Origin of the sequence: Pseudomonas congelans, assembly GCF_900103225.1 — a bacterium.
Classification (GTDB): domain Bacteria; phylum Pseudomonadota; class Gammaproteobacteria; order Pseudomonadales; family Pseudomonadaceae; genus Aquipseudomonas; species Aquipseudomonas congelans.
Map to the genome: position 1 here is coordinate 883,400 of NZ_FNJH01000001.1, position 20,135 is coordinate 903,534.

The window sequence follows — 20,135 nt, forward strand, 5'->3', positions numbered from 1 at the left end:
GATATCGATCGGATGTTCGAGATTTATTCTGCCTGCTATCAGGATACCTGCCGGGTTCGATTCGAGCAGGATCTGGATGACAAAACGCATTGTGTCGTTCTGCGTGACACCCATGACACGATCATGGGCTTCACGACGCTGAAACTGTTTGAAATGAGCTGGGACAACCAGCCCTGCAAATTCATTTTTTCCGGTGACACTATCATCACCCCTGAACACTGGGGCAGCCAGCAACTCGCCTTCGCCTGGTCACGACTGGTGGGCGACCTGTGGCGTCAGGCTCCCGATGTTCCCCTTTACTGGTTTCTGATCTGCAAGGGGCATCGAACCTATCGCTATCTGCGGGCAATGGTACTGGATTACGCTCCGCGTGCGGGTCATTCGACAGCGCCTCGTGTCCAGGCCTTGATGGATCACCTGGCACATACGCGTTTTGGCGATGCCTACGACCCGGCCACCGGCGTGCTGTCATTCAAGACGCCGCAGGGGCGCCTCAGCGCGGAGCTTGCACTGATCTCGGAAAATCACGCAAAGCTGCCGGAAGTCGAGTACTTCCTGCAAAAGAACCCTGGTTACGCCGAGGGCGACGAACTGGTTTGCCTGTGTCGTCTTACCCCCGAAAACCTGCGACCGCTGGCTCGACGGCTGTTTATAACGGAGCAGTATTCGACGTGCTGATTCGTCAGGCCGGTGCGGCGGACAATTCGCAACTTCTCGACTTTCAACGGCGGCACACGATGCGCGGGAGCATGCCGCTGCGTTTTGATCGTAGCCCGGACTACTTCGCCCTGCATCGCTGTCATGCCAGCGATCAGCGAACCTGGATCGCCGAAGGGCCGGAAGGTGAACTACGCGGCTCGGCCAGTCTGGTGGTACGTGATGGCTACCTCCACGGTGGTATCGAGCCGGTCGCGTATCTGGGCGATCTGCGACTGACGCCCGATCGCAGGCTGTCCCGGTCATGGATGTCCGAGGTGCAGGCACGTCTGGCAGATCTTTCCCGTGAAACAGGCGCACAGCATGCCTATTGCTGCATCATCCGCAATAACGCTCTGGCGACCCAGTCTCTGCTGGGGCGACGACGAGCAAACCCGCTGAAATTCGCACACTGGCGTGGCTACAGTAATGTCTCGGTTTACGGTCAGCGAGGCTTGAGTAGCGTTCCCCGCACGAGCGCCAAGGTGAGAATTGTACGGGCATCCCCCCGATATCTGGATGCGTTGAGGGCGTTTCTCGACAGCGAATCGTCCCGGCAATCGTTCGGCTGCGTGTTCAGCGAGGCGGAATTTGAGCGCAGACTCAGCCAGTGGCCGAATTTCGGCATTGACTCTTTTCTGCTGGCTGTCGATGACCGCGACAACCTGCTCGGCTGCGTAGCGCCCTGGGACGCCGGGAAGATAAAACGCATCGTCGTCGAACAAATGCCCTTTACGCAGCAGTTAGTGCGCCTTGGCTACAATGCGTTCGCACCTTTGGCAGGCCGACCGGGGATCGCCGCGCCTGGCCAGGCACTACGGGATATCTACCTGACCCACCTGCAGGTTCGCCATCGTGACCCAGAGGTGTTTTGTGCACTGCTGGATGTTGCCTGGAAGCAGGTGCGCAAGGACTACTCGCTGATGCAATTATGCCTGTACGACCAAGACCCGCTGTGGAAGGCAATGCATCGTTATCACGCCTTTTCCTTACCAATGGATCTTTACACCGCACCCTGCGGCAGCCACGCAGTCGAGTTTACAGAGGCTTGTGAGGCGAGTATTCCGGGCTTCGAAATCTATCTGGTGTAGCGTTCTGGCGCACGTGTCTGGTGCAGCACGTCGAGCAGTGTCCGCCAGAATCTCGCCGGGTCAAAGCCGGCGCCGCCCAGTATCGGCTGACCATGATCCAGATCCGGCAGGCAGATCTGCGGGACGCCTGGCAATGCCAGGTGTTCCATGTAGAACTGACCGTCATGCGCATGCCCGGGACGCAAGGCATTCAGGCGCTGATGGTGAGTATCGAAGTGTGAGCGCCGCGCAGCGGACCAACTGACGACATGTAGACAGTGCAGGGTGTCGGGCAGGGTGGAGAGCATTTTGGCAACCTGTGGGTCGCGGCTGCTGCTGATGTCTCGGGTGCCCTCGGCCAGCGGTGCGCTGTTGATCATCGCCTGGCGGAACCTGTCCATTCGATAACCTTGGCCAGCATTAGCGGCGCCGTGGCTCAGCAACTCATCGATGATCGGCGATGGTCCGGCGGGCGGCTGTACCAGAGCGATGCCGTCACAGGCGTCGAGCAGGTGCTTGTTATGTGACAGCGCCGCCAGCGTATCCAGGCCACCCTTGCTATGGGCCAGCACCACAAAACGCTGCCCTGGCTTGAGTCGGCTGTCGAGCATAGTCGCAATGTGCCTGCCTTGCGCAATCACACCGCGCGAGGAGCGCACCGGCATGCGCATGACATCGTGGCCCGCGGAGGTCAGGGACCGGGCACAGGCGCGATTGCAGTAGAGGATGAATTCCGAGTAAAGGCCTGCAACCAGCACGACCAGCGTGTCCTTTGGCAGGGCGGGCAAGGGCGTTTGCCAGCGCTGCAGGAACAGATCGGTCCAGTCCAGCTCTGCAGAGTGACGTACGAAAGCAGTAGCCGGGAAATGTCTTTGCCACTGCTCGAAGCCATCAGGTGTCCAGATGGTATTCATGCGAGCCGGCCCCGAAAGCTGCGTTCAGCGCTGTTCATCAAGTGCCTGGCGAGCGTTGTCTAGCAGCTCGCGTGTGTCGATTCGGTCGGGATGGAAGCCTGGGACGAACCAGAACAGCCCGGCAGGCACGATGCGCGAAAGCAGGCCGGGATTGACGAACAGCCACCACTGCAGGCGCAGCCATTCTCGCCAGTTGCGGTGTTGCCGGTCCCCGCGCACGAGGTGATAGGTGAAGTAAGTAAGGTCGAAAGTGAAGTACACCGAAAGGCTCGTCATCGCCACCCAACGAAGCAGGTAACGCCTTAGCGGGTTACGTTCTACCTTGCACAGCACATCATAGGCCACAGCCTTGTGTTCGATCTCCTCCATTGCGTGCCAGCGCCACAGGCGAGCCATCGTCGGGTCGGCGCCCGCCATGAATGCCGGGTTTCGCAAAATCTGCTCGGACAGTATTGCGGTGATGTGTTCAAGGCTGGCCGTCAGTGCCAGACGAAAGCTGGCCGGTAATCGCTCGCTTTCCTTTCTACGCCGCAACAACATGCGTTCCAGTTTTTCGACCGGCGCGCCTTGTGCGCCCAGAAGCAGGTTATAGGCGCGATGCTCGCGGATGTGCGACGCTTCCTGATAGACGAAATCGTCGACGGCCTTCTCCAGAGCGCTGCCTTTGTCGATCTTGTGGCGAAAGTGCACCACACTCTCGATGAAGATTTTTTCTCCCTGGGGAAACATGAACGACAGGCAATCGAAAAAACGCGTGGTGTGCGTCCGGCCGTCATGCCAGTAGCGCGGGATACTGTCATCGAAGGTAAAGCGTATTGAACGATGCGGGATTGCCTGCGGGGAGAGCATGGTCGCCGAGCGTCTGGACAGGATGCGTTTGAAGAACGACATGGTGCTCGGCTTACCGTGATATCAAGGTGCATAGTGTGCCAGACTCCGGCAGTCTTGAAACTGCCGAATAACCATACTGGCGCTCGGGCAGGTATACTTCCGGGCTTTCGAATGTGGTCATTCAGGCGCAGTTATATATGGATATTTACCCGGCACGCCGTTTCGACAATGCCAACCTGGCTGTGCTGGCGCTTCAGACGCTGCTTTGGAGCGCTACGCTTACCTGGCTGTCCGAGACCGGCGCAGGTCCATGGAAATGGCTGATCCTGATTCCGTTCTGTCTGGTCATGCAGGGTGTCTTCTCGATGATGCACGAGGCATTTCACAGCCTTGCGCACAGCGACAAAACAGTCAATTACCTGATGATGTGGTGGGCCTCGACCCTGTTCGGGGCGTCCGCGACGCTGATCCACATCAATCACCTCGGGCACCACTCGCGAAACCGTACACGTGCCGAGCTTGCCGATTTCGCGATGCCGGGTGAGTCCCTGCTGCGTAAACGGCTGGAATACTACTTTGCGGTACTCGGCGGTATCTGGCTGGCGGCGTTCGTCGGCAGCCTGCTGCTGCCTTTGCTGCCGCCACGTATAGCGGATCGATGGTCGCGGAGCGGTGAGGTCAACACTTACGCAGCGGCATTCAAGGATTTCTCGATCAGCGACTTTCGGCGTATCCGCAAGGAAGTCATCACAGGCCTTGCCGTCTGGCTGATTTGTGCCTACCTGTTTGGCTGGTCCTGGGAAGTGGTACTGATTGCTTATATTGCATTCGGTTTTTCCTGGTCATCGCTGCAATGGGTCTATCACATGCGCACCCCGATAGATGTCGTTGAAGGTGCCTACAACATGCGCGCGCCGCGCGTAGTCCGCTGGGCATTCCTCAATTTCAATTACAACCTGACTCATCACCGCCATTCACAGATGCATTGGCAGCATATGCATGCGGCATCCAACCCGAAGGAAACCCGACCGCTATGGTTCGGCTGGCTGCAAGTGTTCATGCCTCCGCAGCGACTGCCCGATGACCTGACCCAGCTCGACAAAACCTACTTTTGATGCAGGCGGGTGATGATGTGAAAATGGCCTTGTGGCGTTCGTTCATGGACAGTGCTCACGCCACGCTCGATCACTGGCAGAGTCTGTTCGAGCAACCCGAGCAATCTCAGCAGCGTTTACTGCTGCGTATGCTGTCGGCCAACCGTGACTGCGCCTTCGGACAAGCCCATGATTTTGCCGGAATCCGCGATGCCGCAGAGTTTCGCCAGCGGATACCGATACATACCTATGCCCAGCTGCAACCCTGGATCGAGCGTGCGCAGCATGAACAAGGGCCGATACTGACCGCCAGTCCGCCGTTGTTCTTCGAGCGCAGCAGTGGCAATAGTGCACTGCAGAAACACATCCCCTATACGCAGCAATTTCTTGGCCAATTGCAGGGTTCCCTGACGGTGTGGCTGGCGGACATGTACCGACAGGTCCCGGAAATCAGCCATGGCAGCGGGTATTGGTCCATGTCGCCTCCCTTGCAGCAGCCGGCAATGACGGCCAATGGCATACCGATCGGCAGTGTCAGCGATTTGCAATATCTGCAAGGCAGTGCAATCGCCGGGCTGGCCGGCACATTGCTGATTCCTGAACTGGCCAGCGACGTGGCGCACTGGCGCAGGCGAACGCTGCTCGCCCTGATTGCAGATGCCGGGTTGAGCTTTATCAGCGTGTGGAGCCCGACGTTTCTGACCAGCCTGCTACAGCCACTGCTCGACACTGAATCGCCTGAAAGTCGGCAGATAGTTGCCTGGCTCGAAGAAAGGTTGCCGGCAACTCGCCAGAAAGCCTTGCGTCACGCCCGTATTCACGGAGTATTCACCGAGTTGTGGCCTCGTCTGGCGGCGGTAAGTTGCTGGATGGACGGGCCGAGTCGCGTATACGCCCAGCAACTGGCTGCGCGTTTCCCTCAGGCACGCTGGTTACCCAAAGGATTGTTCGCGACCGAAGGCGTGGTCAGCCTCCCGTTTGGCGAAGGGCCTGGCTGCCCGTTGGCGATAGGCAGTCATTATCTGGAGTTCATTGGTGAAGACCAGCTGCCAAAAGAAGCTCACTCCCTTCGCATGGGTGAAACCGCGCAAGTGCTGCTGACCACCGGTGCAGGTCTTTACCGGTATGCACTGGGTGATCAGGTGCGCGTAGTCGGTAAGCTCGCCGGGACGCCGCGGGTGGAGTTTGTCGGGCGCTGCGCCGGCGCCTGTGACCTTGTGGGCGAGAAGCTCGATGAGCAACTGGTCGAGCGAGCTCTTGCGCAATGCATAGGCGTAGCCGACAGCGCATGCCTCATACCCGACGCCAACAGCACACTGCCGCATTATGTGCTGCTGTTGTGTACATCAACGACGACACTGGCAAGCATTTGCCGCAATGCGTTGGCCAACGATATTGAAATGGCCTTGCAGCACTCCTTTCACTATGCACATGCGCGCACGCTGGGTCAGTTGGGCCCGGTGCGTATGCGTTTTGTATGTGGAGGGGCGCAAAAACTCGCAGAAATGCTGCAGCGCGCTGCAGAATCGACCGGCATTCGCGCGGGCGACGTCAAGCCACGTGCATTGATCAGCCGTCTGGACACGGCTGAAGCGCTCCTTGCAATCACGGAAGAATCTGAATGCCCGCAACCTTGATCAGTGAAACCGATAGCCATGACGACGGCACGCTTGAGCAGTGGTATGTGGCATGCACGCAGAAGCAGTTGCGCAAAGGCAAGCCATACCAGACCAAGATACTCAACCTGAATATCGTTCTGTTTCGTCAGCGTAACGGGCAGCCGGCTGCGCTGCTGGACCAGTGTGTGCATCGTGGCACGAGACTGTCAGCTGGCAAAATCACCGATGATTGTCTGGTATGCCCATATCATGGCTGGCGCTATGACGCGAACGGTCAGGTGGTGCAAATTCCCAGCGTAGACGCCAGGCAGGGCGCAGCGAAGTCGCCTGAGTATCGTTACAGACAGCGCCATTTCGCCGTCTGCGAACAGGATGGCCTGGTCTGGGTTTACACCGGCATGCGCGATGCTCGCGAAACACCTATTTTCCGGCTGCCTGCCTATGGCGAACGCCCGTGGCAATCATATTTCATGATCAACACCTTCGATGCCGATGTCGGCAGTCTGGTGCAGAACTTTCTGGACGTGCCGCACACGGTATTCGTTCACGAGGGTATTTTTCGCTCGAGCAGCGGTCGAGCCATGGAAGCGACGCTCTCCTGCAAGGCGCAGAGCATCGAGGTTGTCTATCACGACGAAGTCGACGAGATCGGAATGATGCAATGGTTGACCAACCCGGACGCCGAGCCGCTCGTGCATACGGATCGTTTTCTGGCGCCTAATGTGACGTTTTGTGACTACCTCTGGGGGGCACGCTCAGGCTTCCTGATAGTGAGTCAGATCACGCCTGTCGATGATCGCCAGTCGCGCGTCTACACCTACATTGCCTATCGTTTTCCGATGCCGGCCTGGGTGCTGAGGATATTGCGTCCTTTCATCCATCTGTACACGCACATCGTGATTCAGCAGGACGTCAAAATCATTCGGGCGCATCGCGAAGGGCTCGACAACGCGGCTGGTTTCAAACCGTGCAATGTGCCTGCCGATGCGATCCATGTGGGCGTCGAGCAACTGCTTGCTGCGGTCCGGCGCGGCGAGGCGCTGCCGGAAGCACAGCGCCGCGAGCGGCGGATTCGATTCGAGCTTTGATGACGCAGTGCTTCAACTGTCTTTCAGCCTCGGCTGCACTGAATCCGCCAGTTGCGTCAGTATCAGGCAGCACGACACCGCGCCTGCATCCAGTACGCCGAGCGAACGTTCGCCCAGGCGACTCGCCCGGCCTATCTTCGCCACCAGATCACGGGTTGAATCGCGCCCTTGTGATGCTGCGCTTTTCATCGCATCGAGGGCTGCGCTGAATGATTCACCCCGGGCGTGGGCCTGCTCGAAGGCTTCGACGGCCGGAATCAGGGTATCCATCAGGCATTTGTCGCCGACTCCGGCTTCGGTGATGTCCTGCAGCGAGGTGAGACCGCCGCGCAGCAGGCTGGCGAAGGCAGCGGCGTCGATCTGCTCGCAGTTGCGCACCTGATCGGCCATGCCGATAAACAGGCTGCCATACAGTGGGCCCATGGAACCGCCGATGCCTTCCATCAGGCTGAGGGTCAGCTCATCCAGCGCCTCGGCGAGGCTCAGTTGGCGGCCTTCAATGGTACGACCGCAGTGGGCGAAGCCCTTGGCCATGTTGATGCCATGGTCGCCGTCACCGATCGCGCCATCCACTTCGCTGAGGTATTCGCGGTTGGAGACGATCACGCTCACCAGGTCGGCAACGATAGGCGTGCCCTGTTGCGCAGGGAGATGCGTAGAAAGATGTGCGCTCATGGTTCACTCCGCCTGGGTCATGCCGATGGAACGGCAAGGGTGGTCGATCAGGGTTTTCAGTTCGGCGTCCAGGCCCAGCAGCGTCAGGGTGACCCCCATCATTTCCAGCGACGTGAAGTAATTACCCACGTAGCAGCGATGAATTTTCAAGCCACGAGTCTTGAGCAGGCGCTCCACTTCGGCGTAGAACACATAGAGCTCCATCACCGGCGTCGCACCGAGTCCTGAAACCAGCACGACTACGCTGTCGTCGAGGCTGAAATCACGGTCGGCCAGAATCGGCGCCAGCATGCGCTCTGCCATCGCCGCCGCAGACTCGATGTCGATGACTTCGATACCCGGTTCGCCATGGTGGCCGATGCCCAGCTCCATTTTGCCGTCGGGTATCTGAAAGTTGGGCTTGCCGACCGCCGCGATGGTGCAGGGCGTCAGGCCGATGCCGATGGATCGACAGTGATCCACGGCCTTCTGCGCGACGCGGATCACGCCGTCGAGATCGTAACCCTGTGCCGCCGCAGCGCCGCCGACCTTCCACATGAAAATTTCCCCGGCCACTCCGCGCCGCTTGGCGATATCGGCTTTCGGTGCCGACGCCACATCGTCGTTGGCCACCACGGTGCGCACTTGAAGGTCTTTGCTGGCGGCCATTTTCATCGCCAGCTTCACGTTCATGTTGTCGCCCGCGTAGTTGCCGTAAAGGCAGGCTATGCCTGCACCGTGATCGGCCGCGCGGAAAGCGTCGAAAAAGCTCTTGGCCGTGGGCGAGGAAAAAATCTCGCCGACCGCTACAGCATCCACCAGTCCAGGCCCGACATAGCCGAGAAAGGCCGGTTCGTGACCCGAGCCGCCGCCGGTGACGATCCCGACGCGCCCTTGATCAGAGGGTCGGGTTTTACTGATGACCCGCGGGTTACCTTCACTTTGCGCCAGTTCGGGATGCGCTACCAGAATGCCGCGCAGCATGTCCTCGACCACTTGGTCCGGATCGTTTATCACTCGGTTCATAACGCGATTTCCTGTGTTCTTTTTATAAGGATCGGGCGGATCAGGGTTCCAGAACCACCTTCAATGATTTATCGCCTCGCTCCATGACGGCAAACGCCTCCTTGAACTCCGCCAGGGGGAATTTGTGCGTGACGACGTCGCGCATGTCGATCTTGCGGTTGCCGATAAAATCAATGGCGCGCGGGTACATGTAGGGGCCGAGGTGAGAGCCGAGCACGTCCAGCTCCTTGCGGTCGCCGATGATCGACCAGTCCACCGTGGCCTCATCGTTGAATACACTGAACTCCACAAAGCGTCCGAGTTTGCGCAGCATCGCCAGGCCCTGATTGACAGCCTTGTGGTGTCCGGTGGCTTCTATATAGATGTCGCAACCGTAGCCGTCGGTTATTTCGCGGATTTTCGTCAGCACGTCCACCTCGGCCGGGTTCCACACCTCGTCGGCACCCATGCGCAGGGCGAGGGCGGCGCGCTCGGGCTTCATGTCGAGAACGATGAGTTTTTTCGGGTTACGCATGCGCACCGCGCCAATGATCCCGAGGCCCAGTGTGCCGGCACCGGCGACGACCACAATGTCGTCGAAATCGACATCGGCCCGTTCGGCTGCGTGCAGCGAGCAGGCCAGTGGTTCGATGAGAATGGCTTCGTCCGGGGCAATCGAATCGGGCACCTTGTGAATGATGCCTTCCTTGGTAAAAATCATGTACTGGGCCATGGCCCCCTGCACGTTGTTCTGGAAGCCGTAAAGGTCGTGCTTCTGGCACATCCAGTACTGTCCGTGGTTGCAGAAGCGGCAGCCCCAGCACGGCACGATCTGCTCGGAGATCACCCGGTCGCCGATCTGCACGCCACGCTTTTCGGCACCAGGGCCGAGCGCCACCACGCGACAGACGAACTCATGGCCTGGAATCATCGGTGGTTTGACGTAGCGCGGCTGCTCGGCATCGCCCCAGAATGAGGGCGCGCCGCGATAGGTCTTGATGTCGCCCATGCAGATGCCACACAGCTCGACCTTGGTGAGGATTTCGTCGGGGCCGGGGGTCGGCACATCCACGGTTTCCAGCCGGTAGTCTTCCGGACCGTGGCAGACCACCGCCTGCATGGTTTTCGGTATAACCGGTGAAAGTTGTTCGGCAGTACGTTCGGTGACGGTGGACATGACGATGAACCTCACGACAGAAAATGAATTACTGGATGCTGTAGCCGCCGTCGATCACTACGTTTTCGCCGGTGATCATGCTGGCGGCGTCGCTGAGCAGGTACAGGGCCAGCCCGGCTATTTCTTCCGGCTGGGCGAAGCGACCTGCCGGGATCTGCGTTTTGGCCCGTTCTCCGACTTCGCCCGCCCAGGCTTTTTTGCCCAGCGCGGTCTCGACGATGGTGGGCGAGATGGCGTTGACGTTGATATGCGGTGCCCACTCCATGGCCAGCACTTTGGTCATGCCGACCACTGCGGCCTTGCTCGCGCAGTAGGCGACGTGCCTGTCCAGGCCAATGACCGCGGCCTGCGAGGCCAGGTTGACGATACGTCCGCTGCCTTGACCGAGCATGTGTCGCGCGCAGGCCTGGGCGACGAAGAAACTGGCCTTGAGGTTGATCTCCAGCGTCGTGTCCCAGGCCTCTTCGCTGACGTCGACAGCCTTGTCCAGCACGGCGACCCCGGCACTGTTGACCAGATAGTCGATGCGCTTGAAATGCTCGAAGACGGTATCGATGGCACTGTTGACCTGATCGACCCGGCGCAGGTCTACCGCAATACCGAGGTGCCCGCTGCCCAGGCCGGCGGCGACCTCGGCCACTGCCTGGTCGCGGTCCAGCAGTGCGACCCGCGCGCCGCGCGCGACCAGCAGGCTGGCACAGGCAAAGCCAATCCCCGCTGCGCCGCCGGTGATGACCGCACAACGGCCATTGAGATCGAACGCCTTGTTCCAGAATTCAGACATGAATATGACTCCTGTAGCTGTAGCGCTGGTTGATTGATGATTCGTCACGCAGCGCTTCCAGAGCGGCGCTACCACGCTGGAGCGCGCTGCCTCGTACACAATTCTTTCGTTGATTCTGGCCGAAGGCCGTGGGAGCGAACTTGTTCGCGAAAGGGCCCGTACGATCGCCGAAAATGCGTCGTCTGAAATACCGTCTTCGCGAACAAGCGAAGCGTCGCCCGGTTCGCTCCCACGCCCTGCGGGCAGAATCGCGAGTGTCAGAACTTATGTGTAACCATGAGCGCGGTAGCGATAATCCCCGGTTACTTGCCGCCGCTGACCTGTTTGTACAGCGCATCGGCGTTGGCATCGGTGACCGGCACCCAGGGCAGGATGTAGTTTTTGTCCGTGCCGTCGCCCCATTTGACGTCCTTGGCGTAGCGCTCCCAGATCACCGACTGCGGCTTGTAATCCTTACCGGCCAGGGCGCGAAGGGCGACATCCAGGGCTCCCTGGGATTGGGCCTGGGCGTCCTGCAGGAAGGTGGTTATTTCGTTTTTCTTCGCCGCCTGAATGGCGTCAGGCATGCCGTCGATGGAGGTGATCGGCACATCGGCAGGCTTCAGGTTGCGCGACTTCACCGCTTGCAGGGCACCGAGCGCCATGTCGTCGTTCTGCGAAATGATCCCTGAGATGCCGCCGTTCTGATGCGCATTGAGCCAGTCTTCGGTCAGGGTCTGGGCTTCGGCCCTTGACCAGTTGGCGGTCTTCTTCTCGATGATCTTGATGTCCGGGTGCTTGCTCAGGATTTCCAGTTCGCCTTTTTCCCGATCGATTTGCGCCGACTGGCCAATCGGCCCCTGGATGATCACCACATTGCCTTTGCCCTTGAGCTTGTCGACCATGGCCTGTGCCTGCAGGCGACCGCCCTCGACATCGTCGTTGCCGACGTAAGGCACCTTGTTGCCGGCAACCCGGGTGTTCGATGCGATCACCGGAATGTCGTTTTCCATCGCCCTTGCCACAGTGCCGACGCCGGCCTTGGTGTCGATGGGCACGAAGATGATCGCATCGTAGTGCTGGGTGATCATGGTCTCTATCTGATTGTTCTGGGTCAACGCATCGTAGTTACCGTCGAACACGGTGATTTTCACGGTGCCGTCCTTGACCGCCGGATGCTCCTTGAGCTCACGCACCCAGTTCTGCATGAACTGACCCTTGAGGCCATAAACCGCCGCGCCGATCTTGTAGGTCTTGCCATCGGCGGCCATGGAGATACTGCTGGCGAGCAGGGAGAACGCCGCGACAGCGGCCAGGGATGTACCGAATTTCATGATGAGAACCTCGTTATTGTTGTAGTCAGTCGTTCATGCCGGTTTAGCGTTTTTTCTTGCGCCACACATCAATCAACACTGCGAACACGATGATCAGGCCCTTGGCGACCTGCTGGTAATAAGAGGACACGCCGAGCAGGTTCAGGCCGTTGTTGATCACCCCGATCAGCAGCGCGCCAAACAGCGTGCCGACGATGCTGCCGGTGCCTCCCGACAGACTGGTGCCGCCGATAACCACTGCTGCGATGGCATCCAGTTCGTAGGACATGCCGGCCTGGGGCAGGGCGGAGGTGGTTCTGGCGGACAGCACGACGCCTGCCAGTCCGGCGAGCAGCCCGGAAACCACGTACACCGAAAACATCACCTTGCGTACGCCGATACCGGAGGTGCGTGCGCTCTTTTCGTTGCCGCCGACGGCGTACACGTAACGGCCGTAGGTGGTGTAGCGCAGGACCATCCAGAAAATCAGCGCGACCACCGCGAAGATAATGATCGGCACACCAATCGGGCCGACCCGGCCGATGCCCAGCGCCAGGTATTCTTCGGGCAGGTCGGTCACCGGGCTGCCGTCGTTGAGGATGAAGGTCATGCCGCGGGCGATACTGAGCATGCCCAGCGTGGCGACAAACGGCGGAATCGACAGATTGGCGACCATGAAGCCATTGACCACGCCAAGCATGGCGCCGGCAAACATGCCCGCGCTGACCGCCGCCAGCAGGCCATGGCCTTGCGTCGCGACCAGTGCGCTGCACAATCCGGCGAACGCCAGAATCGAGCCGACAGAAAGGTCGATGCCCTTGGTCAGGATCACGTAGGTCATGCCGACCGCGAGAATGCCGTTGATCGAGGTCTGGCGCAGGATGTCCATCCAGTTGCGCCAGGTCATGAAATATTCGCTGGCAAAAGCCAGTACCAGGCACAACAGAATGAACACCAGCGGCAGGCCGAAACGGTCGAGAGACAGGCGCAAGCGGCTGCGTGGAGACGCGGAGGCTGGGGCAATAATGGTTTTGGCATTCATGAGGCAAGACTCAACAGGACTTCCTGGGAAAGATCGGCATCGCTGCTGATAGTCACCAGCCTGCCACCCTTGAACACGGCGATTCGGTCACTCAGGCGCAACAGTTCCGGCGCTTCCGAAGAGACCACGATGGCGGCACCGCCAGCGCGTACGAACTGATCCAGCAGGTGATAGATCTCCTGCTTGGCGCCTTCGTCGATGCCCCGGGTCGGTTCGTCGCAGAGCAGACAGACCGGCTTGGTCGACAGGCATTTGGCGAGGACGACCTTCTGCTGGTTGCCGCCGCTCATCGATGCGACGGGCAGATCCAGCGACGTGGTCTTGATCTGCAGGCGCTTGACCATGTCTTCGGCCAGCTTGTGCTCCTTGCGGGCGTCGATCAGCGACCAGTTCGACAACTGCCGGTAAGCCGACAGCGCGATGTTGGACAGAATGCTGCCACTGAGTACCAGGCCGCTGTCCTTACGGTCTTCGGTGACCAGTGAAACGCCCGCGCGGATGGTGGCCTTGGGCAGACCGACCGGCAGCGGTTTGCCTTGCAGGGTGATGCTGCCGGCGTCCGGGATGGTCAGGCCGTACAGACAGTTGAGGAACTCGCTGCGACCCGAGCCCATCAGCCCGTAAATGCCAAGAATTTCACCATGACGCACGTGCAGGCTGATGTCTTCGAATTCGCCGTTACGGCTCAGGCCCTCGACATTCAGGCAGCATTCGACCGCGCATTCGCGGCCGACCTTGTGATCGATACGCTGCAACTCCTGGCCGACAATGCCGCGCACCAGGTGTGCCCGGTCTATATCAGCCATGCGTCCGCTTTCGACAAAGGCGCCGTCGCGAAAAATGCTGTAATCGTCGGCAATCTGCGCCAGCTCGCTGAGGCGGTGGGAGACGTAGATGATGCCAGCACCCCGGGCGGCAAGCCGGCGGATGGCCTTGAACAGGGTTTGCGCCTCACGCTCGCCGATGGCCGAGGTGGGCTCATCCATGATCATCACCGAACAGTCATGGCTGAAAGCCTTGGCAATTTCCACCAGTTGTATCTGCGCCACACTCAGCAAATGCATGGGGCTGGTGGCGTCAACATCGAATTCCAGCTCGTCCAGCAGTGCGCGTGTGCGTCGATTCAGTTCCTTGCTGTCGACAATGCACCCGGCCCGGCGTGGCTCGCGGCCCAGCCAGATGTTCTCGGCGACGGTCATGAAGGGGATGGGTTCCAGCTCTTGGGTAATCATCGCAATTCCGGCTGCCAGGGCATCGCCGGGACGGCTGAACTGCACTGGCTCACCATTGAGCAGGATGGTCCCGGCATCGCGCTGGGTGATGCCCATCAGAATGCTCAGGAAAGTGGACTTGCCCGCACCATTGCCGCCACACAGGGCGTGCACGCTCCCGGCTCGCAATGAGAGACGCCCGTCACGCAGGGCGGGGATGCCAGCGTAAGCCTTGGTGACGTGTTCAGCCTGGAGCAGTAATGGCGTGGCCATTGGCGTGTCCTCGTGCTGTGAATTCTTATTAGGTGCTGATGCGTTGCTCAGTGATCATATGTGTATCAAATGAAATTCTGATCAGTCAATCTGTTTCATATAAAAGTTTTGACGTGTCGACTCAGAGGCAGTCCGGCGGCGGTCTTGAGCTTTTATTCAGTGTCCGCTGGAAAACTTGCTTGACAGAAGAGGGCGAATGTTTCAGAAATGACTGATCGGAATTTCACCGATTGAACATTTGGTCAGATAATAAGACCCCGGCAGTGGAGCCTGATGCCATGAACACACCTTTCCCGGTGGCTATCGGATGTGATGAAGCGGGTTATGAACTCAAGGAATTGTTGAAGGGCCATATCGAGTCGCTGGGTTATCCAGTGACCGATTTCGGTACGCACTCCACGGCACCGGTGCTTTACCCGGACATCGCGCTGGCCGTTGCCACGGCCATCAACGCCGGGCAGCAGCGGCTTGGCGTGCTGGTCTGCGGGACCGGAATAGGCATGGCCATCTCCGCCAACAAGGTCTTTGGCATTCGTGCGGCCCAGGCCCACGACACCTATTCGGCTGAGCGGGCGCGCAAGAGCAACGATGCGCAAATTCTTTCCGTCGGTGCACGGGTGATCGGCACGGAACTGGCAAAAAGCATCGTCAAATCGTTTCTGGAGTCGGAGTTCGAAGCCGCGCGCTCCGGTGCCAAGGTCGAACGCATCAACGCGATAGAGCGTGACGGGCATCAATAGTCAGTGGACGGGACAGGGCGAGAGTAGGGAGAATGTGCCTTTGACGCCGAAACGGAAGCCCGTCCACATGAGTGACAGTACCCAGCGCATGGCCAGCGACATCGATCTGATGACTGAAGTCGCGATGCTCTATTACCTTGAGAACGTCACTCAGGAAGCCATCGCCAAACGCTTTGACCTGTCGCGCGCAAAAGTCAGCCGACTGCTCAAACGCGCACGCGATGAAGGGATTGTCGAAGTACGGGTGCTGCAGCACCCGGCGATGAACAACGAGCTGGAACTGGCGCTGGTCGAGCGCTTTCAGCTGGACAGGGCGTTGATAGCAGTCGACCACAGCGACCCGGATACTCAGCGCTCGGCGGTGGCCAGCCTGGTTGCCAACTACCTGAACAAGACCCTGGGTGACGGCATGATCGTCGCCGTGGGCATGGGGCGCAATGTGGGGGCAGTGGCGGACAACGTGTTCCTGCCGGTGACGCGCAACTGCACATTTGTCTGTGCAATCGGTGGCTCGCTCAAGGCGGGCGAGTACATGAACCCCGACCACATCTGTCGCCGTCTGGCGCTGCGCTTCGGTGGCGAAAGCGAGAGCCTGTACGCCCCGGCACTGGTCGCCAACCCTGAACTGCGCAGTATTCTGATCAGCAACGACACCGTGCGCTCGACGCTTGATCGTGCGCGGCGTGCCGACATGGCGCTGATCGGTATTGGTGACATGAGCGAGAACAGCAACATGGTGCGCATGGGCTGGTTCTCCCCGCAGGAAATCGCCCAGGCCAGGCTGTCCGGCACGGTGGGCGACATGATGGGCTATGACTTCATCGACATTCACGGCCAGCCTGCCGTCAATGCCATACAGGGCCGGGTGATCGGTCTTACCGTACAGGAATTGTTTCGTATCCCGGACGTAGTGGCCATCGCCAGTGAAAACACCAAGGCGGCCGCCACGCTGGGTGCCTTGCGCTCAGGCGTGATCAACACCCTGGCAACCACCGTCACCAACGCCCACACCATCCTTGCCCTGGATGACGCGACGCGCAAAAACTGACACTACGGGCGAAATTCGTGGTCGAACGCGTCGCGGCGCAAGATTGGATAACAATAAAGGGCAAGGAAGATGATTCTCAAAGTGACCGGTATCGTCATCGCGATACTCAGCCTCATTCTGCTGTTCATGGGCGCACAACTGGTGGCTGCCGGCGGCTCACCGGCCTACTCGGTGATTGCCCTCGGTTTGCTGGCCACAGCAACCCTGGTATTCCTGAAAAGGAAATCGGCGCTTACCCTGTATGCAGCGATGATGTGGGGGATTCTGGTCTGGATCATCTATGAAGCCGGCCTCGACAAATGGCAGTGGATCCCTCGCGGTGATCTGTTTGCCCTGATCGGCCTGTGGCTGTCCATGCCCTGGGTGGTACGCCCGCTTTATCAGGCGCAATCAAGTGCCGATAACCGTCGTTTTCATCCGTTACTCGGCGGTACGCTTGGCGTAATGCTGCTGATCGTGATTGCGCTGATGTTTCACGATCCGTACCCGCAGCAGGGGCGGATCGACAACGTGGCTACTACCCGCAGCGCTGAGTCGGCGGGCAGTGACTGGGCCGCGTATGGCGGAAGCAACGCCGGCCAGCGTTTCTCCAGCCTCGATCAGATCACCCCGGACAACATCGGCAAGCTGTCAGTGGCCTGGGAATACCATACCGGCGACCTGCGTGATGAGGACAAGGACGCCGGCGAGTACACCTTCGAAGCAACGCCGCTCAAGGTCAACGACCGGGTGTATGTGTGCACGCCTCATAACGAAGTGCATGCACTGAACCCGCAGAACGGGCAACTGGCCTGGAAATACACCCCCGAGAAAAAGCGCTCGTACCTGCAGCAGCACCAGACCTGCCGCGGCGTCAGCTATTATTCCTCTGCCTCCAGTTCGACTGGCCAGCCGCAACGGCCGGCCCAATGCGCGAAACGCATCGTCACCGCGACTGCAGACGCCAGGCTGGTAGCGCTGGATGCCGACACCGGGAACCTGTGCAGCGACTTCGGCAGCGGCGGGGTGATCGACTTGGGCGTCAACATGGGCACCATCCGCCCGCACGCGCTCATGCAGACCTCCGCACCACTGATTGCGGGCGAATTGATCGTGATCGGCAGTTCGATCATGGATAACGGTTATAACGATGGCAACCCGTCCGGGGTGATTCGCGCCTACGACGTCATCACCGGCAGGCTGGTGTGGAATTTCGACCCGCAAAACCCGGACAGCACCCAACCCATAGCGGTTGATCAGAGCTATCCGCAGGACACGCCGGTCGCTTGGGCAACCCTGAGCGCCGATGTCAAAAATGGTCTGGTGTACGTCCCGTTCGGCAATGCTTCGCCCGACGAAACCGGCACCCGGCGTAACCCCGACAGCAACACCGAGAAGTTTCGCGATGCACTGGTGGCACTCGACCTGAGAACAGGTGCGCTGCGCTGGAAATTCCAGACTTCGAACAATGACCTCTGGGATCGCGACAACCCATCGCAGCCCTCACTGCTGGATCTGGGAAAAGACGGCAACCGTCAGCCTGCCGTGGTGTTGCCGACCAAGGTCGGCAACATTTTCGTGCTTAACCGTCTGACCGGGGAGCCCATCATCCCTGTCGATCAGATCAGTGTGCGCACCGAGGGCGGTGTCGAAGGCGAGCGCTTTGCACCCACCCAGCCGGTCTCGCGACTTAACTTCATCCCTCCCGTGCTGACCGAGAAGTCCATGTGGGGCGTAACGCCTTTTGACCAGATGGCTTGCCGGATCACTTACAACACACTTCGTTATGACGGCAATCCCTGGACACCGGCGACCGAGTCAGGATCGCTGATCTACCCCGGCAATATAGGCGTGTTCAACTGGGGTTCGGTGGCCGTGGACCCTGACCGCCAGTTGCTGATCGCCGCGCCGGTGCGTCTGGCGTATGTCTACAACCTGATCAAACGACCCGAGCAGGCCCAGGAAAAACGCCTGTTCACTCAGGAGGGCAAGCCCTACTGGAACGAGAACTTCGACGGTGACTATGCCATCCGTATTTCCAGATTCGCCTCAAGCCTTGGCATCCCGTGCACGGCGCCACCTTGGGGAACCATGGCCGGGGTCGATCTGACGACCGGCAAGACCCAATGGATGCGCCGTGTCGGCACCACCAAAAACCTCAAGACCAGCTTCATGCAGGAACGTTTTCCGGTCGGTTTTCCCATGGGCATGGTCGCCCATGGCGGTCCGATGGTGACGGCAGGCGGATTGGCCTTTCACGGCGCGACGGCGGATAACTTTTTCCGTGCCTATGACGTCAATAACGGCGAGGTGCTCTGGGAACATGAATTGCCCGCGGGTGGCCAATCCATTCCTTCGACGTATACCGGCAACGACGGCAAACAGTACGTGGTCATCGCTGCCGGCGGTCACGGATCGCTCGGTACGACATTGGGCGACAGCGTGATTGCCTTCCGGGTTGATTGACGGCAGCAGCGTCTGTGCGAGGAGGGCCTTTAGGGGCCCTTTTTTCCGGGCGCGTATCGCTGCAGTTCATTTAGCCGGGCGTACGAACTTCAATCACCCGCCATCCAGCGCGCCAGCCCATGTCGTCCGCTGACGCCCAGTTTGGCGGTGGCGCGCTTGAGGTAGGTTTCCACCGAGCTGTTCTTGACCTTGAGGCGCTGCGCCATTTCAGCCACGGTGCCACCGGTCAGCAAGCCCAGGCAGACTTCCTGCTCGCGTGCTGAAAGTGTGACCGAGTCCTGGGCGAGCCTGCCACTGAACGCCTGATCCAGCGAGCCCGGCTCAAGCTCGAGCCGCGTGGCATTGTTGCTGGACTGAGCAAGGCTCTGCGCGTGATGCTCGACCAGCGGCAGCAACGTGTCGGAGAGGCTCTTGAGCAAGGACAATTCTGTCAGGGAGAACGCCCGCAGCGCGGTCAGCCGATAAAAACAGATGATCAGTCGACGTTCGCCGTGGCTGGACACCAGATTGCACTGGTGGGTGTTTTGCTGGGGATGTTGCGCGCTCAGCGGGGTCTTGAGCTGGATCAACAACGGGTCCTGCATGTTCAGAATGCTTGATAGCAGAGGATGGTCGGTGGTCTCGCTGCCGGGAGGATCATGCTGCAGGCCGGCACCGCCGAGCAGATTGATGCGACTGATACTGCTCTCGCGCAGGTCCAGCGTCCATTCATTGAGGCCAAGCCCGTGAATGGGCACCAGCGAATCCACCAATTGCAACATGTGCCCGGCAAAGGTGTCGTCACCCGTACTGGAAACCAGCTTGGCCAGTTGCAGATAGAAGCGTGGGTCGTCGTTGTACTCGAAATGTTGCGCCGTGTTCATCTTGAGCTTTCCTGATTCCGACCGCGCAAAAACGGACCATGTCGACTGCTGCGCGGCAACTACTGATTGCACTTACTGATAAGCCTGATGATGGCACTTGGTCTCCGGGTATTCAGCCTAAGCTTTCATCCTGCGTCTGTAACAAAAAACAGGGACAGGATTGCAATCCGCCGAAAGTGGATCTGCAGTGGCATTTGGCCGTAAGGCACTGTCCGGGTTTAAGGGGCCATACACAGCTGGGACGGCAGTGCTTAATCCGCTGCCTACCCGCCAAGAAGGACCTTGAGCC

At 59.6% G+C, this 20,135-nt stretch carries 18 protein-coding genes; 8 read left to right on the forward strand and 10 right to left on the reverse strand.

Annotated elements, in window-relative coordinates:
* The first annotated feature begins 12 nt into the window (after positions 1–12).
* Positions 13–678, forward strand: a complete 666-nt coding sequence (locus BLR20_RS03855; protein WP_054993615.1) for a hypothetical protein — start codon at positions 13–15, stop codon at positions 676–678.
* A complete protein-coding gene (locus tag BLR20_RS03860; protein ID WP_054993614.1) occupies positions 672–1,787 on the forward strand; it encodes a hypothetical protein in 1,116 nt (371 codons plus the stop codon). The genes BLR20_RS03855 and BLR20_RS03860 overlap by 7 nt, the downstream gene beginning before the upstream one ends.
* Here BLR20_RS03860 and BLR20_RS03865 read toward each other — a convergent pair.
* Positions 1,775–2,680 (reverse strand): hypothetical protein, encoded by a 906-nt coding sequence (locus BLR20_RS03865; protein WP_010435289.1) that lies wholly within the window; start codon positions 2,678–2,680, stop codon positions 1,775–1,777. The genes BLR20_RS03860 and BLR20_RS03865 overlap by 13 nt on opposite strands.
* 24 nt (positions 2,681–2,704) lie before the next feature.
* Complete coding sequence (locus BLR20_RS03870; RefSeq protein WP_010435292.1) at positions 2,705–3,571, reverse strand: metal-dependent hydrolase; 867 nt, start codon at positions 3,569–3,571, stop codon at positions 2,705–2,707.
* A gap of 137 nt (positions 3,572–3,708) precedes the next feature.
* Between BLR20_RS03870 and BLR20_RS03875 the strand changes: the two genes are divergently transcribed.
* From BLR20_RS03875 to BLR20_RS03885, 3 genes are read left to right on the forward strand one after another with little or no spacing between them, the layout of a single operon-like run.
* Positions 3,709–4,626 (forward strand): fatty acid desaturase family protein, encoded by a 918-nt coding sequence (locus BLR20_RS03875; protein ID WP_010435295.1) that lies wholly within the window; start codon positions 3,709–3,711, stop codon positions 4,624–4,626.
* Positions 4,626–6,242: a GH3 family acyl-acid amido synthetase gene (locus BLR20_RS03880; protein ID WP_054993613.1), complete on the forward strand. Its 1,617-nt coding sequence runs from the start codon at positions 4,626–4,628 to the stop codon at positions 6,240–6,242. The genes BLR20_RS03875 and BLR20_RS03880 overlap by 1 nt, the downstream gene beginning before the upstream one ends.
* Positions 6,227–7,312 (forward strand): aromatic ring-hydroxylating oxygenase subunit alpha, encoded by a 1,086-nt coding sequence (locus tag BLR20_RS03885; protein ID WP_054993612.1) that lies wholly within the window; start codon positions 6,227–6,229, stop codon positions 7,310–7,312. Before BLR20_RS03880 ends, BLR20_RS03885 begins: the two co-directional genes overlap by 16 nt.
* Before the next feature lie 12 nt (positions 7,313–7,324).
* On the opposite strand, the gene dhaL is transcribed toward BLR20_RS03885, so the two are convergent.
* From dhaL to BLR20_RS03920, 7 genes are all read right to left on the reverse strand, one after another.
* A complete protein-coding gene (dhaL, locus tag BLR20_RS03890; RefSeq protein ID WP_054993611.1) occupies positions 7,325–7,987 on the reverse strand; it encodes a dihydroxyacetone kinase subunit DhaL in 663 nt (220 codons plus the stop codon).
* Between the two features lie 3 nt (positions 7,988–7,990).
* On the reverse strand, positions 7,991–8,992 hold the full coding sequence (locus tag BLR20_RS03895; protein ID WP_054993610.1) for a dihydroxyacetone kinase subunit DhaK: 1,002 nt from the start codon (positions 8,990–8,992) through the stop codon (positions 7,991–7,993).
* 40 nt (positions 8,993–9,032) lie between these two features.
* Entirely contained in the window at positions 9,033–10,148 is a 1,116-nt protein-coding gene (locus BLR20_RS03900) for an MDR/zinc-dependent alcohol dehydrogenase-like family protein (protein WP_054993609.1), read from the reverse strand.
* A gap of 28 nt (positions 10,149–10,176) precedes the next feature.
* Entirely contained in the window at positions 10,177–10,932 is a 756-nt protein-coding gene (locus tag BLR20_RS03905; RefSeq protein WP_054993608.1) for an SDR family oxidoreductase, read from the reverse strand.
* Positions 10,933–11,234: 302 nt separating this feature from the next.
* The gene (locus BLR20_RS03910) at positions 11,235–12,245 is read right to left on the reverse strand and encodes a substrate-binding domain-containing protein (protein ID WP_054994059.1); all 1,011 of its coding nucleotides are present in this window, start codon (positions 12,243–12,245) and stop codon (positions 11,235–11,237) included.
* 43 nt (positions 12,246–12,288) lie between these two features.
* Entirely contained in the window at positions 12,289–13,266 is a 978-nt protein-coding gene (locus BLR20_RS03915) for an ABC transporter permease (protein WP_054994060.1), read from the reverse strand.
* Complete coding sequence (locus tag BLR20_RS03920) at positions 13,263–14,750, reverse strand: sugar ABC transporter ATP-binding protein (RefSeq protein ID WP_054994061.1); 1,488 nt, start codon at positions 14,748–14,750, stop codon at positions 13,263–13,265. The genes BLR20_RS03915 and BLR20_RS03920 overlap by 4 nt, the downstream gene beginning before the upstream one ends.
* A 278-nt stretch (positions 14,751–15,028) precedes the next feature.
* On the opposite strand from BLR20_RS03920, the gene rpiB reads away from it, so the two are divergent.
* From rpiB to BLR20_RS03935, 3 genes are all read left to right on the forward strand, one after another.
* A complete protein-coding gene (gene rpiB / locus BLR20_RS03925) occupies positions 15,029–15,490 on the forward strand; it encodes a ribose 5-phosphate isomerase B (protein WP_054994062.1) in 462 nt (153 codons plus the stop codon).
* A gap of 67 nt (positions 15,491–15,557) precedes the next feature.
* Positions 15,558–16,538: a sugar-binding transcriptional regulator gene (locus BLR20_RS03930; RefSeq protein ID WP_003369595.1), complete on the forward strand. Its 981-nt coding sequence runs from the start codon at positions 15,558–15,560 to the stop codon at positions 16,536–16,538.
* A gap of 69 nt (positions 16,539–16,607) precedes the next feature.
* On the forward strand, positions 16,608–18,983 hold the full coding sequence (locus BLR20_RS03935; RefSeq protein WP_054994063.1) for a glucose/quinate/shikimate family membrane-bound PQQ-dependent dehydrogenase: 2,376 nt from the start codon (positions 16,608–16,610) through the stop codon (positions 18,981–18,983).
* Between the two features lie 89 nt (positions 18,984–19,072).
* On the opposite strand, the gene BLR20_RS03940 is transcribed toward BLR20_RS03935, so the two are convergent.
* Positions 19,073–19,846 carry a helix-turn-helix transcriptional regulator gene (locus tag BLR20_RS03940; protein ID WP_054994064.1) on the reverse strand — a complete coding sequence of 258 codons (774 nt, stop codon included), beginning with the start codon at positions 19,844–19,846 and terminating at the stop codon, positions 19,073–19,075.
* Between the last annotated feature and the right edge of the window lie 289 nt (positions 19,847–20,135).

Excerpts from the sequence above, each read along its gene's own strand:
- BLR20_RS03855 (WP_054993615.1), top strand. The coding sequence starts at position 13 with ATGTTCGAGATTTATTCTGCCTGCTATCAGGATACCTGCCGGGTTCGA.
- BLR20_RS03865 (WP_010435289.1), bottom strand. The coding sequence starts at position 2,680 with ATGAATACCATCTGGACACCTGATGGCTTCGAGCAGTGGCAAAGACAT.
- BLR20_RS03870 (WP_010435292.1), bottom strand. The coding sequence starts at position 3,571 with ATGTCGTTCTTCAAACGCATCCTGTCCAGACGCTCGGCGACCATGCTC.
- BLR20_RS03875 (WP_010435295.1), top strand. The coding sequence starts at position 3,709 with ATGGATATTTACCCGGCACGCCGTTTCGACAATGCCAACCTGGCTGTG.
- BLR20_RS03880 (WP_054993613.1), top strand. The coding sequence starts at position 4,626 with ATGCAGGCGGGTGATGATGTGAAAATGGCCTTGTGGCGTTCGTTCATG.
- BLR20_RS03885 (WP_054993612.1), top strand. The coding sequence starts at position 6,227 with ATGCCCGCAACCTTGATCAGTGAAACCGATAGCCATGACGACGGCACG.
- dhaL (WP_054993611.1), bottom strand. The coding sequence starts at position 7,987 with ATGAGCGCACATCTTTCTACGCATCTCCCTGCGCAACAGGGCACGCCT.
- BLR20_RS03895 (WP_054993610.1), bottom strand. The coding sequence starts at position 8,992 with ATGAACCGAGTGATAAACGATCCGGACCAAGTGGTCGAGGACATGCTG.
- BLR20_RS03900 (WP_054993609.1), bottom strand. The coding sequence starts at position 10,148 with ATGTCCACCGTCACCGAACGTACTGCCGAACAACTTTCACCGGTTATA.
- BLR20_RS03905 (WP_054993608.1), bottom strand. The coding sequence starts at position 10,932 with ATGTCTGAATTCTGGAACAAGGCGTTCGATCTCAATGGCCGTTGTGCG.
- BLR20_RS03910 (WP_054994059.1), bottom strand. The coding sequence starts at position 12,245 with ATGAAATTCGGTACATCCCTGGCCGCTGTCGCGGCGTTCTCCCTGCTC.
- BLR20_RS03915 (WP_054994060.1), bottom strand. The coding sequence starts at position 13,266 with ATGAATGCCAAAACCATTATTGCCCCAGCCTCCGCGTCTCCACGCAGC.
- BLR20_RS03920 (WP_054994061.1), bottom strand. The coding sequence starts at position 14,750 with ATGGCCACGCCATTACTGCTCCAGGCTGAACACGTCACCAAGGCTTAC.
- rpiB (WP_054994062.1), top strand. The coding sequence starts at position 15,029 with ATGAACACACCTTTCCCGGTGGCTATCGGATGTGATGAAGCGGGTTAT.
- BLR20_RS03930 (WP_003369595.1), top strand. The coding sequence starts at position 15,558 with ATGAGTGACAGTACCCAGCGCATGGCCAGCGACATCGATCTGATGACT.
- BLR20_RS03935 (WP_054994063.1), top strand. The coding sequence starts at position 16,608 with ATGATTCTCAAAGTGACCGGTATCGTCATCGCGATACTCAGCCTCATT.
- BLR20_RS03940 (WP_054994064.1), bottom strand. The coding sequence starts at position 19,846 with ATGAACACGGCGCAACATTTCGAGTACAACGACGACCCACGCTTCTAT.